This window comes from Priestia megaterium, from assembly GCF_046599315.1.
In the GTDB taxonomy this organism is placed as follows: Bacteria; Bacillota; Bacilli; order Bacillales; family Bacillaceae_H; genus Priestia; species Priestia megaterium_F.
Genome location: NZ_JBKIKC010000011.1, coordinates 89,052 through 109,068, shown reverse-complemented (window position 1 = coordinate 109,068; position 20,017 = coordinate 89,052). Strand labels below are relative to the sequence as shown.

Genomic DNA, 20,017 nt, shown 5'->3' with positions numbered 1-20,017 from the left:
TGCAAAGACAGGCTTCTCTTTAACATGCAATTTACACAGTATCACTTTTATGATATTTTAGTGATAGTTTAGAAAAATATGGGGGATTTTATGAAGAAATCAAATGTAGTTCAACCATATGATCTGGAAAGCATAAACATAAAAAATTGGGTAACTAAGTCAAACATCTTAATTGAGAGTACATATAAATTATCCTTACAGGAACAAAGGATCTTATTGATCATGGCATCCAAAGTTCAACCTAATGACGAAACGTTAAAGACATATAGATTTCGAGCCAAAGATTTTATAGAAATAGTGGGAAATAAGAAAGGAACAGGTTTCTACTCATACTTAAAAGAAATTGTGAATGGCCTTCAAACAAAAATTCTTACCATAAAGGAAAAAGGCAGACAAAGAAACTATAACTGGGTTATTACCTCGATTTACGAAGAAAATGAAGGATACATAACATTACAATTTCATCCTAGTCTAAAATATTTATTTTTAGAGCTTAAGGAAAAATTTACTTCGTACCAGTTAGAAAATGTTGTGAGGCTCAATTCAGTTTATTCAATTCGTATTTATGAACTGCTTAAGCAATACGAACGTTTGAGAAAAAGAGAACTAACCCTTGAAGAATTACGTCATTTTTTAGCTATCGAGCCTACTAAATACAAACAGTATGGCCATTTTAAGAGCAAAGTATTAGCAGTGGCTCAAAAAGAAATAAATAATAAAACAGATATTCACTTTGAATTTGTTGAAATAAAAACCGGCAGAAAAGTAACTTCTATAGAATTTATCATTACTAGTTCGCCTGCTTTGAACGGCACCAAGACTTCCGAAGAAAAGAAACTTAAAGCACCTCAACCTTCATTAGATTTATTAGATAACGAAAAGGAAAATGGTTTGTACCATGATTTAGTGAGATTAGGAGTTCAGTCTGAAAAAATTGAGTGGATTTTATCAGAATTTCCAAAAGAACAGGTTAAACGGAATGTAAAATACACGCAGGATCGTTTAATTATTGGAGATATTACTCATCCGCATTCTTATGTAATAAAAGCCATTCAAAAAGACTATGCGAAAATATCACAAGAATCAAAGGTTGCTACACCTAAAAAGTCTACCAGAAAAGAGTTAGTTCCAGATTTTATGATAGAAGCTGAAGATAAAGAAAGAAATGTTGAAAATCCTACGCTAAAGGAAAAACAGGAATTATTTTATAAAGAAAATGGAACTCAAATAGAATTTGAAAAAAGACTTATACAGTTTCAAGAATTAAGAAAAATGTTAGTTTTAAATTCTGAGGAGCCAGATCAGGAAGAATTAGAAAAAGCTCAAGAGGCAGCAGTACAAGAAGTACTTCGAAATATGAACGAGGACTTAAGAAAACGTGAAGAAGTAGGCCTTAAGCCAAGGTTGATAAATGACTTCGAAAATAAAGAATTAAGGGAAATATATCGAACCTTCTTGCATAAACAAGTTTAATAAAAAATAGTATTGTTAGCACGCCTTTATGGGCGTGTTTTTATGTTTTTAAACGGCAGATTTTTTTTGCACAAAAGGTAAATTTAATATACAATACATAGTACTTAAAGCTAGTTAGCGTTTCTTTTAATTTTTATATTTATTAATAGTATATTAAATTTACCGGAGTTGGAGGTACTTTATATGGATATTCCTCTGCTTGTTCAACGTTTCCTTATTCATTTACACGAAACAGGAAAAAAACATTCTACAGTTTCTATGTATAAACATGATTTGAAGGCGTTCTTCAACTGGTTAAATCAACACTACCCCCATATAACGCCAGAAATCTTGCCAGAAGAGAAGAGTTGTTACGAAGAATACCTTACCTACCTAAAAGATAAAAACTTATCAGAGGCCAATTTAAGGCGTGTGGCTTCCCATTTGAACAGATTGTTAGAATATCATAATTTAACGGATCAATTTGGAGCACTTAAAGCTACAACTAAAAAGCAGAGGGATTTAGTTGACAGTGACTTTATAACTGAAAAGGATACCTTTTCGCTTTTAAGCTCTGTTGTCAGCAAAAAAAATCTGACAGAAACTCAGTTACAAATACATAAATATATAGCTCCTCGTAATTATTCAATTTTGATTCTAATGCTTCATTACGGTCTTACACTTAATGAAGTGGTATCTTTAAATATAAAGAATATTAACTTTAGTCAAAATGAGTTAACTATTATAACTAACAAAGGAAAACGTGTCTTAGACCTTTCTAAAGACGATAAAAAAATAATATATAATTACTTTTCAGACATACCCGCCTTATTTAAACCTAAAGATTATACAGACGACCCTTTGTTTCTTTCTTTTCATCCTCAAAAGATGGTTTATTGGTACGATTACAATTTAAACAAACCTAAAAGAATTAGTCTAATTGGTGTAAAGCGTATGATTGAGAAGGAAGTTGAACGCTCAGGTATACAAGCTAAGGTAAGATCTACACAGTTTAGAAACAGTTGTATACTAAATAAAATCTGTGAAGGCTATTCAAATGAAAGCCTTATCTCCTACTTTGGTTTGTCTAGCCGCCATGCTTTGTATCGATATAAGAAATACCTAAAAACAAAATAAGCAAAGTTCTTATTTTGCTTCAAAATACATCTTTTTTATTAAGTTCAACTTATTTTTGTTATAAAAATGCTTAATGAAAATAATTGAAGATAACAAGTTCAACTTATATGTTTTTACATTATATCTAACAATACTAAAAAACCAACAAGTTTAACTTAAGTTAAACTTGTTGGTTTGGAATAAAGGCGGTCACTTTCATTAAATGAAAATTTGTTAGTTAGATAGATTAATAATGAAGCATTAATCAAAGATATTTTAACAATATTATATATAAGCGTTTAAATGTAAATGGTTATCATTCTAGAATTTAAATAGAATTTCTATTCTTGATTTAAAGCTAGATAAAGTCCATTCTAGAATCGAAATCACGTCTTGGCCACCAAGGTATTAATCAATTCAAGATTTAGTTATTCAAAAATAAGAATCCTCGAAAAAGATTTAATAACACAAATAGAGAAATTTTTGAAGAAGCTAAACTTAACTATACATATGACGAATGGAGTCAATATAGAAAAACTAGTTATCTGATTAATTTGTAGTAAGGAATAATATCACTTTATTCCCACACTAAAATATATGATTTTGAAGATTTTTGTAGTAACTATCAATCTGGAATAAAAACTAGCATAAGTACATTCTAGAATCATTAAAAAGCCTTTTGTAGCAAGGTTTGCAAAGACTCTAGATTTCTATGACATGAGAGAAATTATTTAAAAAGAACTCTCCTGTATATAAAGATCCTCAATAATTTCTATACCTTAGTTAATTTTTTCACATGAAATTAACTAAGGTATAAAATTACTTGATAAGGTTGAACTTCTATCTCTTACACTTATAAAAATCATATATAAGAGATTTCGAGTTGAATAATAGGCTTTTCATTAATATATAAAATAAATGCTTCACCCCTTGAAAAGTTCATATTTTCATCTAGAATTAAAAGAAAGAAGGTATAAACGTTATTGCAACGAATTAGAATGTTAACAAACGAAAAAGAATTTTTTAGCTTTTATCTAGAATTAAATCAGGAATGTAAATCTTGAGTAATATCTTGTACATCTAGGTTCTAGATTCACGAATAATCCTTTTATAACAATGTTATATACCATCTAGATTTTTTATTTAGAAAGGAGAAGTCTAGAAAAATGTCCAAAAACTTAGATGAAGAAATTATTTACACCCTCAAAGATACCGTGAAATTAACTGGGTTAAGTATTGATTTAGTTAGGTTGTATGAAAAAGAATTTAATCTCCAGATTCAACGGACAGAGGGGGGACACCGAAGATATAATAAACAGAATATTGATTTATTAATTGAAATCAAGAAAAGAATACAAGAGCAAAACTGGAGTTATAAAATGATTAACCAATGGCTTCAGGGAGAAATCATACCAGAATCTATCGAGGTTCAATCAAATCTCGAAAAAAAGGTAGAATCTCTTGAAGATAAAGTTCAAGAATTACTTGATCGTTCTGAAAAAGGTGAGCAGTTTCAATTTGCACTTATTCAACGTTTAGATGAACAGAGCCAGCTTATAAAACAGCTTACAGAAAAGTTATCATCTCAAGATAAATATATTGAAAATAATCTAGAAAAAAGGGACGAGAAGTTAACTAATGCTATTCGAGAAATTAGTGATACAAAGAAACTAATTGCAGCTGCTCAGGAAAACCTAGAATCAAGACCAAAAAGCTTTTGGCATAGGATTTTCCGTGGTTAAAAGCTCTATAAGTATAGAATTTAGCCATATTCCTCCTATAAGCGGCCAAGTTGCATAAAAGAACTCACTACAATGTAATGAAATACAAAAAGTTACTAGGCTACTAAATAATAAGATGTTCTAAATAAACACTATATATAACTCTATAGAGAAGGAGATCACCATGTTTTATTTGATATGCGTGAAAAAGGTTCTCCATCTACGCCTAAAGATTTGAAAAAGAGTACTATACATGCAAAAATCTTAATCCTGGGGGAGCCTATGTCAGATACTCCAATCGACGAGTGCCTATGGGAAATTGGAGTCATTTGCTTTCAGATTACCGTTTTATCAAATAAAAAGACAAAGAAGTGAAAGAAACACCCATTTAAGAAAAAAAGGCTGCTCCACAATAGAAGCCACTATCTAATCCATCAAAAGGGATACAGTAAGTAAAGTTTGTAACGTTACAAATACACACCCCCCCAGGTAATAAAGAAAGTGTTAAATTACATTTGTAAAGTAGACTTTAATGTCAAAGTTATAGAATTTTGATGCTAAAAAAGATCTATAATTTCTTTAGCACCAAGGGCAAGACCTAGGGGGACAGGGTGGTGCATAGAAATGTTCATTTGTTTCCTGACATACAATGGATTCGGTACGTGGGAATAAGTGCATATATTTATAACTTTTCTGATAAACATTTGTTGTGCAACTTGGTTGTACAACTGGGACAGTTATGTCTTGCCCAGTAAAAGACATATTACGGTAAATGGGATCATATTGAACTAGCACTGTTTGAGGCGGTAGTTGATTAAACGTAGGTCCTAGATAACCACAATAACCTCCATGGTGTGAATGATTATAAGGATAATTATTTCTCATAAATAAAAAGTTCTCCTTTCAGTTAAATAGACCCTTATTACAGTATGTTAAATAACTATAGAAAGTATGGACGTTTATTCAAAGACTACCTTAAAAAAGCAGCACCTCTGTGAAAAGTGAAAAAGGTATGTACTCTCCAATACAAATGAGATTTATAAATTTTATGACTTTAATGCTAGAACAGGAGAACTTTTAAATAACTCGCCCACTCTAGCATTACCTTAATTATTTCCCCCAAAAACAAGTAGCGCCAACGATGACAAGTAAAATAAAAAGAACAACAATTAGGGCAAAACTACCACCGTAACTTCCGCCCCCATAACCGCAACTGCCGAAGCCATAGCCTCCAAACCCACCGAAGCAACACATAATAAAATACACCCCCTATTAACCCTTTTACTTTCATATTATGTACAAGTCTTAATTTTGCTCGCCTAAAACAATAGTTACTATCAAAAACACCCTTTCAGGCTGATGAAAGGGTGTCCTTTTGTAGAAAGTGAAGGATGTAAACAAGTTACTTTTAAAGAGTTCACATAAAGTTTTGTGGGATAAAAACTTATATACTATCTTATTAATATTATCTATGTGTGTGTTACCTATTTTGCATTTTATACCCAAAAAACATTAGGCGAGCAATTTTGCAACTTGTACATATAATAAAGAAAGAATAGTATAGGTGGTGAAAATATGGGTAACTTTGGAGGCAGCTTCGCTTTATTAGTGGTACTTTTTATTTTATTAGTTATTGTAGGTTGTTCTTGTTTTGGTGGGGGTTACTAGGAATATAAATGATCTGTAAAGTTTGTAAGTCTTATTTTACTATAGGGCTTACGAACTTTGTTTTCTTCCTTAAATCGTTAACCCTTTTGTAAGATTTACATATATATATAAGTGGTGGGTACCAGCGTCCACGTCAGTACATGTTAATCGTCCTTATCTAGGAGTCATACTCATCTTGGTATGGCTTTTAAAACTTTTTCATTAAGTTGCACAATACCATGATAAAAGTGATGCTACAAAGAAAATAAAAAGTTGGTATAAACAAATAAAACTTATATAAACATTTTCTATAATTTCACATACAATGAATTATCCTAAGAACCTATTATATGTAGCCCTTCAGTATTGCAGACTGTTTTACCCTCTCAGTCTGCTTACATATTCAATCCTCATAAGAACAAAAAATAGAGCCCTAGGGACTTACTTGAGCTCTATTTTGCAATGATTACCAACCGCCAAAACAGCTACATCCAACAATGATAAGAAGGATAAATAGCACAACTAAGAAGGCAAAGCCCCCGCCAAATCCATATCCGCCACATTCAGACATATAATAAACACCCCTTTGGATTTTTTTAATTAAATAAAAATAACTAATGAGTAGGGTATAGCACCTTTTTAGTATATGTTTAAGCGGCCATATGGTTTATTGCTCTTGTAAAATAGGCTTTTGTTCTACATATTAAGTTTTTATAAGTTTCTATGCTCATATGATCGTTATCTATTAAGGAAAATACGACTTGAGACACGGTAGTTCCTTTGTTTTTAAGCTATATACGATATAATAATCCCCCTCTATAAATTGAGTAATATCAAAGGTTTATAGGGGGGAAATAAAATATAAGGACCTCACAACATTTCCTAAGGAATTATAACGTTATTTTTTAAGAAATTTTGTAATGAAGGGACTGAACTGATTAAATAAGCCCTTTGCTTGCTGCGCAGTACCAGCAATCTTATCAAAATCTAAATTTCCATCTGATGTACGAAAATAGGACAATAGACTTTGGTTATTTTGTTTTATATTCGGACGCTGAAATCGATGTGGAAAAAAAGGGTTTATAGGTCGACGTGTTCTTCTATACATTAAATTAAAGATCTCCTTTTAGTTATGTTAATTTTATAATATGTACAAGAAGTAAGAATGACCGCCTAAAATAATAGTTTTAAGTAAAGATAACCCCTGAATTAAAAAGGCTACCTTTATTAAGATACTGGGAATTTATACTTACTAATTCATTGCAAATTTCTACAAGCAATATAAATCTAAATTTCTATACATTTAAAAAATGTTTTATTAAGTTATTACCTTTTCCTTTTTTTCTCATACCTTGTTACATACAAAAATACGAGGTGATTCATGTGAAGTATATGGATATGCTTGCCTTACTAGGGGTTGGTGGGGCACATCCTGGCGGTTTATATTTAACAAAACAGTTATTGGAAAAAGAAGAAATAACTAGTGAGACCTCCATATTAGATATAGGTTGTGGTACAGGACAAACATCTGCATACCTATATTGCAGATATGGATGCGAAATAACAGCATGTGATATAAATGCAACTATGGTGCAAAAGGCAAATAAAAGATTTAAACAGTTAAATTTACCCTGCGAGGCTATAATTGGAGATATAGAGAATCTTTCATTTGATAACGAGTCATTTGATATCATTCTGTTAGAATCTGTTGCTACTTTCACAAACCTTTCTTCTTCATTAAAGGAATGTAAAAGGGTGCTAAAAAAAGGGGGAATTATCTTAGCTATTGAAACGGTAAAAGAACCACAAATGACAGAACAGGATGAACGTTTAATTTCGGAATTTTACCACTTTCAATCCATCCCTAATGAAATGGAATGGGTCGAACACTGGAAAAAAGCAGGATTCTCCACCGTAATAAGTAGGCGTGGACATAAAATAGAAGAGGAAGAGCAAGACATTGATTTTGGAACAGAATTTGATTTATCTGATGAAATCCCTTCAAATGCTTACGATTTACTTGATGATCATGAGAGATTAACTAAAAAGTATCAAAATTTATTAGGATTTTGTATATTTCGTTGTATTTCCTAATTTCCAAGACACTCGTCCAGACATTTAGGACTTCCTTTTCATATCATATCAGATAAAAAGGGGGTTCTAATAATGAGCGGCGGAAACTATTATCAACTTTGTCATCGACACCGTGGACGTACCGTAAGAATTAATGATCGTTATGGTCGAACGCATCTTGGACGTATTACAAGGGTAACTCCAAGTCATGTATATATTCAGCCTATGAGACGTAGAAGTGGTATTGGCTATGGCTTTTATGGTGGAGGTTTTTATGGGTTTGGAGCACCTTATGCTGTGGCACTGGGAGCAATTACAGGTTTTGCATTAGCTTCATTGTTTTTCTGGTAAAAACACAAAATTAACATCATAATGAGCTTTATCAGAAGAAACAGCCGTTGGAATTAATTATTCCAACGGCTGTTTTTATATCTAACCATGTCCAAACTCTTTCGATTGTAGGATAGAAAAACTACCCCATAAAATTAACCGAATGATTTTACATAGGGTAGTTTCTTCTATTTTATTTTACTGAACAGGCTAGCAAAATAGGTAATGTTCCCCAATACCCCTTAATTAACTGTAGTTAGTTAATTACTTAATCCTTTCGAGAACTACTGAGAATAGAAAAAGGATCTAGAAAGGAACTTTTACTTTTCTAATAGTTGTTTATCTTTATGATAGGATTATAGGGTTAATATAGCGAAATGGTTATAATCCATTATATACCTCATATTGTAATTCCGTTATAAAGGAAGGTGAAGTTATGGAAGGGTTACAAGGAAACTTTGAAGCTCTTTATTCTCCTGGTGAAGTAGCGTCACAATTAAATATTCAAAGACAGACAGTGACTAAGTACGCTAGGATTTTTGAAACGGAGGGTTTTGTATTCCATAAAGATGAAAAAGGAAACAGGGCATATACCGATACAAACATTTCAATGTTTAGAAGGATTACAGATATTAAAAATAAACCTGGTATAACGCTTGAAACGGCCATAAAAGGCGTAATACCAATGTACAAGAAAGATTCTATAACCCCAGACGTTACAGAAATATCTACTGAAAACGAGCATTATAATGACGTTGCAATCGAAAAACTAGATATGCTTATGAAAGCCCTCACTGAACAGCAAAAATTAATACTGGAGCAAAACAAAAAAATTGATTCTCTCCAGGAGCAGTTAAATGAGCATAGGCTTGATGTAAAAGACAGGGATACTAAGCTGTTAGAATATATCAGAGAACACCAAAAAGAGAGAAAAGAGGAAATGCTGTTCATTGCTCAAAATGAAGTAGCAGCTGCTAAACAAGAGGAACAAAAAAAAAGCTTCTTCGCTCGTCTATTCGGGAAATAGAACAAACAAAAAAGTCGAAAAAGGCTACTAAATAGGTTAGATTATTCAATATTTTATCCTAAAAACCCTGCAAAAAAACAAAGCCGGGTGATTATACAGGTTCTGTCCTCCTCCTCAATACAAGTTTGACTTGAGTTAAACTTATGGGCTGCTCTGAATACATTTCTAAAATCATGAACTTAACTTAAGTTTAATAACCGTTACAAGTGCGTTACTAAACGGTTATAAATACATTTCTGATGCTGAGTGGATATTTCTTGATGAGACTCTTTATTCGTGACTTTGTAGGTCTCTATTCTCTACTATAATAACGTTATATAATGGTTTTAATAATCTGTTTATATTAAAAGAAAGCTACATAGAGAGCTGAATCAGGTACATTAGGCAGTTTAGCTTGGCTACATTGTGTAGTAATTTTCAATCCTAATACAGCTGACTGTATCAACCAAGAATGCTCAATGTTTGTCATGAGAGGATTTCGAACTAACAACCCTGATATATCTGATAATCTTTATTATCAGTTTTTCCGATTAACTAAAACGAATTATCGGTAATTGCTATGTATATACAATAAGGATAAATAAAAAAGCTAGGATGAAGCTAACTTTTTAAAACAGGAAATAAAGATAAATAATAATCAAAATGAAAAACCACTTATAAATGAACTGAACCCAAAAAGTTAGACTGGTCTTGTCAATATTTATTGGACACTAAGTTAGGCTACTATGATCACTTTGTTTTTTCTGTGGAAAGTAAATCCTATTATCTCTGATGATACGTTTGGTGCCATTGTTGCCAACTACTATGAGGGTGGTGCTGATGCCATTGTTCCCATGGCACATATGGATTTTGCTGATGCCATTGCTGCCACGTGCTATGAGGATAGTGATGGTGCCATTGTTCCCATGGTACGTACGGGTGCTGTTGGTGCCACTGTTGCCAGCTACTATGAGGGTGGTGCTGATGCCATTGTTCCCACGGTACATATGAAGAGTGTCCTTGTTGCATTGAATTCACCTTCTCTCTATTTAGCTTTTATAGTTTATGGATATTAAGTTGTAAAGAGCCTATCTCCATTAAATATGGGCTATGCCATTAATAACTAAAAGCCATTGGGATTTTTAACCCCAATGGTTTTTAAAATTGGATATTGAACAAGTAGTTTTTTCAGCTTAAAAATAACTCTAATAATTCCGAAAATAGGCTTTCTCTTTTATTACTTTTTACTTATTTTTCATTAAATAAAGACATTTGCCCAAGAGAGTATCTAGGTTAGTGCATATTCTTGATTTGATAAGAAAACAAGACGTAGGTTTTTCTCCTGAATTTAGATAAAAGATTTATTGGCAAACCCAAATTTGGATTTGGTGGTTATGGATATCCTTATGGAGGGCATGGTGGTTACGGGTATGGCTACCCATATGGTTATGATGGTTGTTGTTGAGCATTTATGATTTAAATAAGATAAATATAGTTTTATAAATGCTGCTCCTATCTTATGTAAAATAGTTATGGGAAGTCTGAATATATGTCCTAATCACTTTTATAAAAAATTTCATAAAGGCTAAAACTCCTTAGTTTTAAAAAACTTGAGCAGTTTTACTTTGCTGAATAAAGGATATGTTTCTAATAATTACATACATTTGTTTTTGAATTATCTTTCTTCAAAGTTACCGTAAATTTCTTGAAGAGGCTTTGTAATAATTTTATTTAATTCCATAACCAACATATTCATCTGTTGTTCAGCTTCTATTAATCGTTAAATTTTTTCATTTTTCTGAACAAATTCCCCCATTTTCTGGACTTCCTCAATTTCATCCCGCATAATTTTTCGACCTGTCATCTGCTTATTTTGCAATTCTATTTGTAAATTATGGGATTTATTGAAAAGTTGCTTTGCCTCTGGGTCAGCATTAACTTCTCTATATATACTCTTTAAGCTTTTAAATTCATTGCTTCTACGTAATACCCTTTCAAAGTCATGAGTCATGTCATATAAGTTTACATCCAAGGGAAATATCCTCCTAGTATCAAAATTATAGTAAATAAAGCTAATGGAATTATTAATCCCATCGGCTTTATCTGTAAACATGAAAAAATCATTATGATGATTATTTAGATCAGGTTTTTATTTAAAAAAAGAGCGTTTAAATAAATTACAATATTAAGATACAGTTCATTCTAACTTCACTATATTCATTGACCCATTTTTACGTAAATTGTCTATACGAATAACATTTAACAATGTGAGAAACTACTCAAGACGCCTAAAGACTTCAATCCTTTGGTTAAATAAATGTAGCAGAAAAACTCCCGAACAGGCACCAGGAGTTTTTCTTTCTTTTAAGCTGCATATGATATACATGTTTAGTTAACAATTTCTTCTTAAGTATGCTTCCCGATTCCTGTACATTAATATAAATCCATATGGAACAACTCGATAATAAGATCCATATAATAACATTACATTTCTTTGTTTTTTATTATTTACTTACCATATCTTCATAAAGATATGGTTTTTTAGATCAATCCATATAAAACAAAAAAGGACAGATAAACTTAATTCTGCCCTTTATATTCTCAACAAATGAATTAATATCCACCAAATCCTGTACAAGAACACCCTACAATGACAAGTAAAATAAATAGAACAACAATTAATGAAAATGCCATTAACTATAACACCTCCTACTTTTACATCATAGGATTAATTAATAGGAAGACTTGAAACATGAGCAACCTACAATAATTAATAAGATAAATAAAACGAGAATTAAAGCCAAACTAAAACCAGCTCCACCATAACTAGATCCACTGTAGCCACAGCCACCATAATTGTTTCCACCCCAACACATCAATAACTCACCTCCACTAAATACTAAGAAAAATTAATCTCTACTCTAAGGTATGTCCTTAAAGTTAAATTCGATTGGACAAACACATTAATAGACATAAAAATAAATTTTATGCCTATCGTCATTATTATTGTGTATATAAAAATTATGACGGAAAAGCCTGTTATTATAAAGAAGATGCTATCTTAGAAAATATAATATAAAGAACATAATGATTATAAAATACATATAGTATTCATGTAATAACTCACACAAACTTATCTATAAGCCATATTCTTTAACACTCGGGGGTATGGCCTTCGTTAAAAAAATATACATATTCAAAAATATTTCTTTCCAATAAATTCATTTAATTTAGAGTATGTTGACGATTATTAAATAAAGACCTGTTACTTAGGCGGTTTTAGTAACAGGTCCTGTGAAGGAAATATGAATGGGATTTCTTTATAAACTGGTAAAATATTCCGCGTAGAAATAGCAAAACGGCTTACACTAATGTCTATAAAATTAAGGTTTGAAACCAAATAGTGAAAATTATCTTACAATAAAAGTCTCCTCTGCTTATATAAACAAATTGATGGATTTTCACATATAATTATTTTATTTAAGGAGGGAAAATATGGATCCTAATTCACCCAAGTATGTTTCCCTAACTTTTGATGATGGACCATCGGCTTATACAGCCTACATTTTAAATATTCTAAAAAGATATAATATACCTGCGACATTCTTTGTTGTTGGTTCTGAAGTGAAGAAATTCCCAAATTTAATACAACGCATTGATACAGAAAAACATGTAATTGGAAATCATACGTGGAATCATCCCGATATAACAACTCTTTCCAAGAATGAATTGTGGAGGGAAATTAATTCTACAAATATTGAAATAGAGAAAATAATAGGCTATTCTCCAAATCTATTTCGTCCACCTTATAGTTCAATAAACGATAAGACTGCTGCTGCTATTGAAAAATTCGGAATGACTTCTGTTTTATGGAATATAGATAGCCAAGATTGGCATGAAAAATCTCCCTTTGCTATACATCAATATATTATTAAAAATTTAAAGAACAATAATCTGATTGTAATGCATGATGGGGATCAATACGGTAGTGGGCCTCGAAATCAAACTGTTGCTTCATTACCTAAAATTATTAAATATTTAATAAAAAATAATTATCACTTTATAACGGTCCCAGAGTTTCATCAACTGGCATATAAGATTGAAAAATGGTCTTAGTGTAAAAAGTTATCAGTGGGAAGTAGGAGTACAGTTTTATATTTAATAAAACAAAAAAACTACCTTCAGTAGTTTTTTTCTATATATAAGTTCTTAGAATTTGAGCAAACCATTCAACATGGGTAGAGTCCCTTCGTTACAGTTTCTAATCCATTACACCTAATAAACTACCCTGCCACCTTTCTAAACGGCTTAGGAGTAGCCTGTTTTTTGAGAGAAACAAGTCATAGAATTTTAAAGACAAGCATATAATCTAAAAAGGTACCCAATGTGCTCATGAATTGAACCAGTAGATAACCCGTGAATAGAATGTACTCATGGGTTATTTGCTTTTTATATGAATTAAAACATCATAACCAGAGCAAACTATTAAGATGTTTTCAAGAAAATATCGCCTTAAAAATGATGGTACGCACAACAGAAAAACTCCCTACGGAAATAGGGGGTTTTTCTGTTTTTAAGCTGTATAAGGTATAGATCTTTAGTTCATATAGTAATGGATAAGAGCTGGATTTAAATAATAAACATGAACAGATTTTTTGTGAAATCCTGGATAATGAGTTTGATACCAATATTGAGTGAGCAAAGTGTGTATTGGATGGGAATGAGTTAAATCTCCATAAGATCCGTAGTATAAACCACTTTCATCATAATGATGGTACATTTTATCACCTTCTTAATTTTATTTTTTACGATTATGCTTTAAAGTAGGTAAAGTTCTAATACAATTCATTTAGCAATGAATATGGTAATCAGAAATATTCTGTTTAAGTTTGTTTCTTTTTTTGATAATTATAGAACGAATAAATAGTAAATTGAGCAAACTACTCAAGATGCAATGGGGCATCACTCATAAAATTTAATTACGTAGCAGAAAAAACCTACCTTCTTCGGGGACTGACCCCTGATTTCGAGACAGGGATCAAAACACCTTTTAAACAGCCAGTTGTCGATATTGTACCGGTGACTGGTTGTTTAGTTTCGTTTGAATACGGATATGGTTATAATAAGTAATGTAGCTTTCGACAGTTTGTCCTACGATGGCAGTCGTAGTACATGTTAACTCGTCGAGGTAAAACGTTTCAGACTTTAGGCTGGAATGAAACGATTCAATGGAGGCATTATCTGCAGGTGTCCCTTTGCGGGACATACTCATGATGATGCCTCTTTCTTTGACTTTTCGTTGATACGCATATGATGTGTAAACCGAACCTTGGTCGCTATGCAACGTACATCCCTCAGGTAAAGGAGGGAGTTGACTTAATGTATCTAAAACAAATTCTACGTTTTGACAATCACTCACTGAATACGCAGTGATTTCACCATTAAATAAATCTTGAATACTTGAAAGATACAACTGTTTAGGTCCAAAAGGCAAGTAGGTAATATCGGTAACCAGCTTTTGAAGAGGACGCTCTGCTCGGAAATTACGGTTTAACACGTTTTCTGCAACCTGATAAGGTTGTCCTGTTTGTTTCCGTTTTTTCCTTTTCACACGACATGGCCAACCGTATTTCTGCATGACACGCTGCACTCCTTTATGGTTGATATGCATGGTTTGCATGGTTTGATTGAGTAACGCTGTAATTTTTCGATAGCCATATCGAAATTTATGTTTACGGCACTGTTCACCAACTTTTCGTTCTATCCATTTCTTTCTCCTTGTTTCTTCTCCTTGCTCATTTTTGTGCCAACGATAATAAGTGGATCGAGGAATACCCAGGCACTGACAGATTTGAGAGATAGGCAGTTTCTCTTTTAATCCCTCTACTAAGTTCAATACTACTTCTGGTACCACTCCCTTTCCAACTCTTTGTACTTTTTTAAGACTTCAATCTGTTGTTTTAAATATCGATTTTCAGCTTGTAACTTTGATGGAGTATCTTGAGAATGAGGCCCTTTTCGATGGGTATATGTTTGCCCAACGGGTTATGCCAGGCGATAGGATTCTCCATTTCTATGCCACCTCATCCATGTTTTGAGTTGTGTATGGTTGCGGATCTGTAAAGTTTCCATCACTTCCTTGACCGGTACTCCTGCCAATCTCATTTCAATTGCTTTTAATTTCACTTCTACTGGATAGCTCACTCTTTTTCCCATAGAAAAAACACCTCCGAGTTATTGTTAGGTACTACATACCCGTTTTTTAACTTAAAGGTGTTTTTTATTTGTCTCACTCTATGGGGTCAGTCCCTTCCGCAGTAGGTTTTTTCTAATTTTAAGGTGTGTATGATATAAATCTTTAGTTAACAGAAAACGTTTTATCGGAAAAGATCCAAATATAATTTATTCTATGAGTTCCTTAATTATATAGATTAGGTTAGAGACTACCAGATATATTCTGACTGAATATACTGCCACTCTTAGTATTAGTTGAATTTCTCTCGTTAATAACATTCATAAAGTTACCTGTATTACCTGATCCAGCCCCTACCTCAGCTATAGATGTACTCTTTGGTGCAATCTTAAAACAATCACCAAATTCAACAGTGGGTGCTGAGCCGAATAAACTACCGATATTGACTGCGCCTACAACAGATGGCATTTGCATCTCCTCCTATACTATAAATTATATGAGTAGATATGTTAGTAGCAACAAGCCTCAAATAATAATCCTCAAAGAGTACCCTTTAATTACTTATAGTTTAATAATAACCCCTTAAACTGAAAGGTACGAGGGGTCCGGAAATAGGAGCTTCTCCCGCACCGTAATACTTTGGTGCTTTAGCTGGATTCCCCAATGGATAATTCCCCTACCAACTATTAATTTCCCCACTAGAATCGAGTACAAATCCAGTAGGCCGTTCGAAAGAAGGGACAAAATAAGGATAGAAAGTGTAAGGAAAGGGAGTGTAGAAAGATGAATAAAACACGTAATCACCTACTTTGTGTCAAAAGAAGATATGGTCTAATGAATAGCCTATATCCTCTATCTATAGAGCAGATTTATATAAATCTGTAAGAATGTCATTTTCTTAGAAAGATAGGTAACCCTATAAAGTCTTAATGTTAAAATATAATCAATAATACTTATACTCTATTCACCAAACCACTTTTAAGTTAATTGTCCATTATGAATAATAATAATTTTTTATCATTTGAGCAAACTACTCAAGATGCTGTGAAGCATCAATCATCTTATAATTTCTGATTGCGTAACATCTTGAAACAGAAAAAACTACCCCATGAGAGTAAGGTAGTTCTTCTTGTGAATGCTCTAAATAGATGTATTTAACACCTTACAGTGTCTTGGGTAGTTTGCTCAAGATATAAATCTTTATTCTTATATATGGACAATTATCCAATGTAATCATCCATGAGTATAGTAATTCATAACATGAAAGAGGTGTGTATATGAATTATTATCCTTATGACGATGGAAGGAACCATCAGCAATTAGCTTGGCATGAAACACTCGAATTACATGAGTTAGCTGCCTTTCAAACTAACGGTCTAATTCAATTTAAAAAGGCAGTAAGAAAAATTCAAGATCGAGAACTAAAGAATTTGTACTTAGAAGCGATCGAGGGAATACAAGGGAACCTTACTGAATTACTATCATTTTATGAGTATGGTCCGTATCCTGAAGGACAACATGAGGTGAGAAATGATGAGTCAGCTTTCTTTTCTGGAAGTTTATTAGGTTTCACAAAAACTTCTGTTCGTTCCTATGCTACAGCTATTACAGAAACAGCTACTCCATCCCTACATGAGATATTTAATCGTCATTTACAAAAAGCCATTAACTTACACTATAAAGTCTTTACCTATATGTATCGAAAAGGGTATTATCCGGCCTATGATCTCACCACTCTTCGTATGAATGATGTGAAAAATGCAAAAAAAGCATTAAATATGCCTTACTAAAGAGCTATAAAATATAGACTACTTTTCATAAATTACATTATGTTAACTAACTTTGTATATTGTATACATGCTGAAAAGAGAAAAAACTACTGACAAAGGAAGAAAGCAGTAGTTTTTTCTGTAACGTATCAAGGGTTTAAGAGTGATACCTCACGTATCTTGAGTAGTTTGCTCAAGAAATAAAAGTTTATTCCAAATAGGCAAGTTACCTAATCGGGAACGAACACATATAGTGTAGGAAGAATAATTTAGGTTATGGAATCAGTAACTCTCAACCTCCGTTTTTTTTGCGCCTTCCAGATTTATAGAGTTAAAAAAGAAAAAGACTATCTCTCGCCTCTCACCGGTCAAAAGAGATAGTCTTTTTCTTTCTAATAGCAATGTACAAGTCGAAATCTATTGGAAGAGCAAAGAGGTTGCTCAATATTATAGTATGCAAAGTGATGAAAAGGGGTTGGACAAGGGCTCACTTTATCTAAATTTTCTACTATTTTTTTATTCACTAATTATTTCAATCCTAGCGTTAAGTATGACAGATGCATCGTTTGTAATGAACATATTTAAAGTGGGAATTGTAGGAGAAATGAGATCAAGCTATACTTTATCAAAAGTATCCCTTTCTCTGATGGGAGTTTATGTCCTGAGCTTTGCAGCATTCTTTTTATGATTAACAAGGTTAAAAATAAAGAGACAGCCATTTAATTTAAAAAATGACTGTCTTTGTGTGTGAATGCTCAAATTAGTGGTATTTGATACTTTATGGTATCCAGGATAGTTTGCTCAAAAAATAAAAGTTTATTTCTAATAGGCAAGTTACCTAAATTGAATAAATGGATACAGTGTATAGAATGACTTGTGTTTTAATATCATGATTTTTCAAAACACTTTTTTAAAATAAAAATCTGATCTGAATCCAAACAATCTAAGGGATTTTTTGGATTTACAGATAAAGACGATATTAGGGGGATCTTTCCAATGGCTATAAACTTATATGATATGACCCATGACTTTGAAGAGGTATTGCGTAGAAGCGATGAATTTAAAAGCTTGAAGAGAAGATATAGAGAAGTTAATGTTGATCCAGAGACAAAGCAGCTTTTTAATAAATTCAACGATTTACACATGGAATTACAACATAAGCAGATGATGGGCCAGAAAATTATGCACGATGAAATCGAGGAAGTTCAAAAAATTGAGGAAATTGTCCAACAAAATGAAAAGATTGTACGATTAATGGCAGCTGAACAACGCATGAGTATGCTGATTATGGAATTAAATAAAATGATTACAAAGCCTCTTCAAGAAATCTACGGTAATTTTGAAGAAGGGTAATCCCAAAATAAAGGTATGTAAGTACTAGAGTCATATCTTTTAGTCAGCAAAGTAAAACTCCCTAGATTTAAAAAAACTAGGGAGTTTTACTTTTGATAAAAATTTTTCCAAAACGGGTTAGGACATATACCCAAACTTTCGATGACTATCTTACATAAGATAAGAGCAGTATTAATGAAACTATATTTATCTTATTTAAACCACAAGTTAGTAACAACAATCATTTACCAATACGGGTAAACATAGGGGTAAGGGTAAGGATATCCATAATATCCATATGGAGAAAGTAATGCGCCAGTTAATAATACGCCAATAAAGAGGCCACCGAAACCAAAGCCAAAGGGTCTACCAAAAAACGGCCTGCCGAAACCGAATGGACGTCCAAAGCCGAAAGGTCTACCAAACGGCCTACCAAAAATTCTCTCATCGTTTTCTTGAGGGTATATATCGGATGAAAACTACATTTCTGAATTCATTAAGGGGAACCTCCATTTTTATTTTCTTATCAAATAAAGAATATGCATTTACCTATCTACTTTCTTGGGTGAATGTCTTTGAATTATAAAAAATATGTCAAAAAGAGTATATACCTACTATTTAACCCATAAAAGTATCAAAAATAGGATAAGCTTTATTTCAACTGAACATCTCTGCTCTTGAGTAATTTGCTCAAGAAATGAAATTTCATTAATAGGCAAGTTACCTAATCGTGAACAAAAACATAAAAAGACTATCTCTTCCCAGTCAAAAGAGATAGTCTTTTTATGCTAAAGAATAAGGATTTTAAAGTGGTGGATGCTCATATCTTGCTCAATATTTTAATCTTTATTCCTTAGCATATATCAACTTTAAGTTGTTATTACTTCTAATTACTATTAGAAAAGACTAATCTTTAAGTAGTAAATAGGGGTTGGTATTTTCCTTTAGCTACATATTTTATTAGTACAAGCATCGTATTTGCGATATAAATACTCGTTTCGCGTTACTCCACTAAACTGTTTAATAATCTAAATACCTTTCTAAAATTTGTTTAAATCTTTGTTTATCATAATTATTATATTGATTAGCTATATTACGTATTGGATCTCCTGCGTAAAAACGTTCATATAACTCATGCCTTGATCCTAAAGGACTTCCAACAAGATCCCAAGCTAATTTAAATAATTTTGTTCTTTTTTCTGCACCCAGATTCGCCCCATTAAAATATTTTTTCAGCAAATCTGATAAAGGATTAGTTACCATAATGGAGTTTCTAGGAAGTTCAAAATAAGAACACACCATATTGACAACTATCGCCATCAATATGGTGTGCTCTGCGAGTTAAGTTTTGTTACTAGAATCAAAAAAAGACATGGGT

At 32.2% G+C, this 20,017-nt stretch carries 20 protein-coding genes and 2 pseudogenes; 10 read left to right on the top strand and 12 right to left on the bottom strand.

All coding sequences use genetic code 11. The features are described from left to right. Positions 1-90 precede the first annotated feature (90 nt). From ACLHDF_RS23925 to ACLHDF_RS23915, 3 genes are all read left to right on the top strand, one after another. Positions 91-1,473 (top strand): replication initiation protein, encoded by a 1,383-nt coding sequence (locus ACLHDF_RS23925; RefSeq protein WP_413921077.1) that lies wholly within the window; start codon positions 91-93, stop codon positions 1,471-1,473. A gap of 183 nt (positions 1,474-1,656) precedes the next feature. After that, positions 1,657-2,589, top strand: coding sequence for a tyrosine-type recombinase/integrase (locus ACLHDF_RS23920; protein ID WP_413921076.1), 933 nt, complete (start codon positions 1,657-1,659; stop codon positions 2,587-2,589). A gap of 1,145 nt (positions 2,590-3,734) precedes the next feature. Then, positions 3,735-4,310 carry a MerR family transcriptional regulator gene (locus ACLHDF_RS23915; protein WP_413921075.1) on the top strand — a complete coding sequence of 192 codons (576 nt, stop codon included), beginning with the start codon at positions 3,735-3,737 and terminating at the stop codon, positions 4,308-4,310. A 558-nt stretch (positions 4,311-4,868) separates the two neighbouring features. On the opposite strand, the gene ACLHDF_RS23910 is transcribed toward ACLHDF_RS23915, so the two are convergent. Then, positions 4,869-5,174, bottom strand: coding sequence for a CotD family spore coat protein (locus tag ACLHDF_RS23910; RefSeq protein ID WP_413921074.1), 306 nt, complete (start codon positions 5,172-5,174; stop codon positions 4,869-4,871). Positions 5,175-5,399: 225 nt separating this feature from the next. Next, the gene (locus tag ACLHDF_RS23905) at positions 5,400-5,543 is read right to left on the bottom strand and encodes a YjcZ family sporulation protein (RefSeq protein WP_413921073.1); all 144 of its coding nucleotides are present in this window, start codon (positions 5,541-5,543) and stop codon (positions 5,400-5,402) included. Between the two features lie 321 nt (positions 5,544-5,864). Here ACLHDF_RS23905 and ACLHDF_RS23900 point away from each other — a divergent pair, with 321 nt between their 5' ends. Further along, positions 5,865-5,957, top strand: a complete 93-nt coding sequence (locus ACLHDF_RS23900) for a YjcZ family sporulation protein (RefSeq protein ID WP_074684410.1) — start codon at positions 5,865-5,867, stop codon at positions 5,955-5,957. A gap of 445 nt (positions 5,958-6,402) precedes the next feature. On the opposite strand, the gene ACLHDF_RS23895 is transcribed toward ACLHDF_RS23900, so the two are convergent. After that, the gene (locus ACLHDF_RS23895; protein WP_081715117.1) at positions 6,403-6,507 is read right to left on the bottom strand and encodes a YjcZ family sporulation protein; all 105 of its coding nucleotides are present in this window, start codon (positions 6,505-6,507) and stop codon (positions 6,403-6,405) included. Between the two features lie 327 nt (positions 6,508-6,834). Further along, on the bottom strand, positions 6,835-7,044 hold the full coding sequence (locus ACLHDF_RS23890) for a YppG family protein (RefSeq protein ID WP_413921072.1): 210 nt from the start codon (positions 7,042-7,044) through the stop codon (positions 6,835-6,837). 284 nt (positions 7,045-7,328) lie between these two features. Between ACLHDF_RS23890 and ACLHDF_RS23885 the strand changes: the two genes are divergently transcribed. From ACLHDF_RS23885 to ACLHDF_RS23875, 3 genes are all read left to right on the top strand, one after another. Next, positions 7,329-8,030, top strand: coding sequence for a class I SAM-dependent methyltransferase (locus ACLHDF_RS23885; protein ID WP_413921103.1), 702 nt, complete (start codon positions 7,329-7,331; stop codon positions 8,028-8,030). A gap of 72 nt (positions 8,031-8,102) precedes the next feature. Further along, the gene (locus tag ACLHDF_RS23880; protein ID WP_413921071.1) at positions 8,103-8,360 is read left to right on the top strand and encodes a hypothetical protein; all 258 of its coding nucleotides are present in this window, start codon (positions 8,103-8,105) and stop codon (positions 8,358-8,360) included. A 415-nt stretch (positions 8,361-8,775) separates the two neighbouring features. Beyond that, positions 8,776-9,366, top strand: coding sequence for a MerR family transcriptional regulator (locus ACLHDF_RS23875; RefSeq protein WP_413921070.1), 591 nt, complete (start codon positions 8,776-8,778; stop codon positions 9,364-9,366). A gap of 762 nt (positions 9,367-10,128) precedes the next feature. Here ACLHDF_RS23875 and ACLHDF_RS23870 read toward each other — a convergent pair. The 4 genes from ACLHDF_RS23870 to yjcZ all read right to left on the bottom strand — a co-directional run bounded on the left by ACLHDF_RS23870 (position 10,129) and on the right by yjcZ (position 12,221). Continuing rightward, positions 10,129-10,374 (bottom strand): hypothetical protein, encoded by a 246-nt coding sequence (locus ACLHDF_RS23870; protein WP_413921069.1) that lies wholly within the window; start codon positions 10,372-10,374, stop codon positions 10,129-10,131. 751 nt (positions 10,375-11,125) lie between these two features. Next, positions 11,126-11,377, bottom strand: a complete 252-nt coding sequence (locus ACLHDF_RS23865; protein ID WP_413921068.1) for a YlbF family regulator — start codon at positions 11,375-11,377, stop codon at positions 11,126-11,128. A 581-nt stretch (positions 11,378-11,958) separates the two neighbouring features. Then, the gene (locus tag ACLHDF_RS23860; protein ID WP_413921102.1) at positions 11,959-12,039 is read right to left on the bottom strand and encodes a YjcZ family sporulation protein; all 81 of its coding nucleotides are present in this window, start codon (positions 12,037-12,039) and stop codon (positions 11,959-11,961) included. A 38-nt stretch (positions 12,040-12,077) separates the two neighbouring features. Further along, positions 12,078-12,221 carry a sporulation protein YjcZ gene (gene yjcZ, locus ACLHDF_RS23855; protein ID WP_413921101.1) on the bottom strand — a complete coding sequence of 48 codons (144 nt, stop codon included), beginning with the start codon at positions 12,219-12,221 and terminating at the stop codon, positions 12,078-12,080. A gap of 619 nt (positions 12,222-12,840) precedes the next feature. Here yjcZ and ACLHDF_RS23850 point away from each other — a divergent pair. After that, positions 12,841-13,461: a polysaccharide deacetylase family protein gene (locus ACLHDF_RS23850; protein ID WP_413921067.1), complete on the top strand. Its 621-nt coding sequence runs from the start codon at positions 12,841-12,843 to the stop codon at positions 13,459-13,461. A 934-nt stretch (positions 13,462-14,395) separates the two neighbouring features. On the opposite strand, the pseudogene ACLHDF_RS23845 reads toward ACLHDF_RS23850, so the two are convergent. Then, positions 14,396-15,561 (bottom strand): annotated as a pseudogene (locus tag ACLHDF_RS23845) (IS3 family transposase). 220 nt (positions 15,562-15,781) lie between these two features. Next, positions 15,782-16,006, bottom strand: coding sequence for a spore germination protein (locus ACLHDF_RS23840; RefSeq protein WP_413921066.1), 225 nt, complete (start codon positions 16,004-16,006; stop codon positions 15,782-15,784). A gap of 809 nt (positions 16,007-16,815) precedes the next feature. Between ACLHDF_RS23840 and ACLHDF_RS23835 the strand changes: the two genes are divergently transcribed. Further along, positions 16,816-17,328: a spore coat protein gene (locus ACLHDF_RS23835; RefSeq protein ID WP_413921065.1), complete on the top strand. Its 513-nt coding sequence runs from the start codon at positions 16,816-16,818 to the stop codon at positions 17,326-17,328. Between the two features lie 975 nt (positions 17,329-18,303). Next, the gene (locus ACLHDF_RS23830; RefSeq protein ID WP_413921064.1) at positions 18,304-18,660 is read left to right on the top strand and encodes a YlbF family regulator; all 357 of its coding nucleotides are present in this window, start codon (positions 18,304-18,306) and stop codon (positions 18,658-18,660) included. A 224-nt stretch (positions 18,661-18,884) separates the two neighbouring features. On the opposite strand, the gene ACLHDF_RS23825 is transcribed toward ACLHDF_RS23830, so the two are convergent. Further along, on the bottom strand, positions 18,885-19,106 hold the full coding sequence (locus ACLHDF_RS23825; RefSeq protein ID WP_413921100.1) for a hypothetical protein: 222 nt from the start codon (positions 19,104-19,106) through the stop codon (positions 18,885-18,887). 553 nt (positions 19,107-19,659) lie between these two features. Continuing rightward, positions 19,660-19,929 (bottom strand): annotated as a pseudogene (locus ACLHDF_RS23820) (4-hydroxyphenylacetate 3-hydroxylase C-terminal domain-containing protein); the annotation flags it as partial. Positions 19,930-20,017: the final 88 nt, after the last annotated feature.